The 1,148-nt window shown below is 66.7% G+C and carries 1 protein-coding gene; it reads right to left on the reverse strand.

All coding sequences use genetic code 11. The features are described 5' to 3' along the window. Nucleotides 1-146 precede the first annotated feature (146 nt). Nucleotides 147-1,148, reverse strand: a 1,002-nt coding sequence (rfbB, locus tag I2E45_RS10315; RefSeq protein WP_229058950.1) for a dTDP-glucose 4,6-dehydratase, incomplete at its 5' end; no start/stop codon positions are given.

Consider the following 1,148-nt stretch of genomic DNA (forward strand, 5'->3'; position numbering starts at 1 on the left):
CATCTTGGCGCGCTGCCAGTTCTCCTTGAACCAGCCGCGCGAGTCGCCGTGGACGGCGAGGCCGACGACCTTGAGGCCCTCGATGCCGGTCTCCGCCACGGAGAGGTCCTTCTCGAATGCGATGTCTGCCATGTCTCTCTCCCCTCCTACTGCCCCTGGGCGCGGTAGCGGGCCTCGGTGGCCTCCTTGGCCGGGCGCCACCAGGACTCGTTCTCGACGTACCAGTCGATGGTCTGCTTCAGGCCCTCGGCGAAGTCGGTGTGCGCCGGCCTCCAGCCCAGCTCGCGCTGGAGCTTCGTCGAGTCGATGGCGTAGCGGCGGTCGTGGCCGGGACGGTCGGCGACCCAGTCGAAGTCCTCGGGGTCGCGGCCCATGGCCTCGAGGATCATGCGCAGGACCGTGATGTTGTTCTTCTCGCCGTCGGCCCCGATGAGGTAGGTCTCCCCCATCTCGCCCTTCGTGAGGATGTCCCAGACGGCCGAGGAGTGGTCCTCGGTGTGGATCCAGTCGCGGACGTTCTCGCCGCGGCCGTAGAGCTTGGGGCGCACGCCGTCGATTATGTTGGTGATCTGCCTGGGGATGAACTTCTCCACGTGCTGGTAGGGGCCGTAGTTGTTGGAGCAGTTGGAGATCGTGGTGCGCAGGCCGTAGGTGCGGGTCCAGGCGCGCACGAGCATGTCGGAGCTCGCCTTGGTGCTCGAGTACGGCGAGGACGGGTGGTACGGCGTCTCCTCGGTGAACTTGGCGGGGTCGTCGAGCGCCAGGTCGCCGTAGACCTCGTCGGTGGAGACGTGGTGGTAGCGGATGCCGTGCTTGCGGACGGCCTCCAGGAGGCGGAAGGTGCCCTCGACGTTGGTGCGCAGGAAGGGCTCCGGGTCGGCGATGGAGTTGTCGTTGTGGCTCTCGGCGGCGTAGTGCACGATCGCGTCGTGGCCGGGGACGATCCTATCGAGCAGCTCCGCGTCGCAGATGTCACCGACGACGAGCTCGACCCTGTCCTCGGGCAGCCCCGCGATGTTCTCGGGGTTGCCGGCGTAGGTCAGCTTGTCCAGGACGGTGACGTGCACGTCGGGGTGGTTGTTGACCACGTAGTGCACGAAGTTGCTGCCGATGAAGCCGCAGCCGCCCGTGACGATGATATTCTTGGG

Origin of the sequence: Collinsella aerofaciens, assembly GCF_015555045.1 — a bacterium.
In the GTDB taxonomy this organism is placed as follows: domain Bacteria; phylum Actinomycetota; class Coriobacteriia; order Coriobacteriales; family Coriobacteriaceae; genus Collinsella; species Collinsella aerofaciens_W.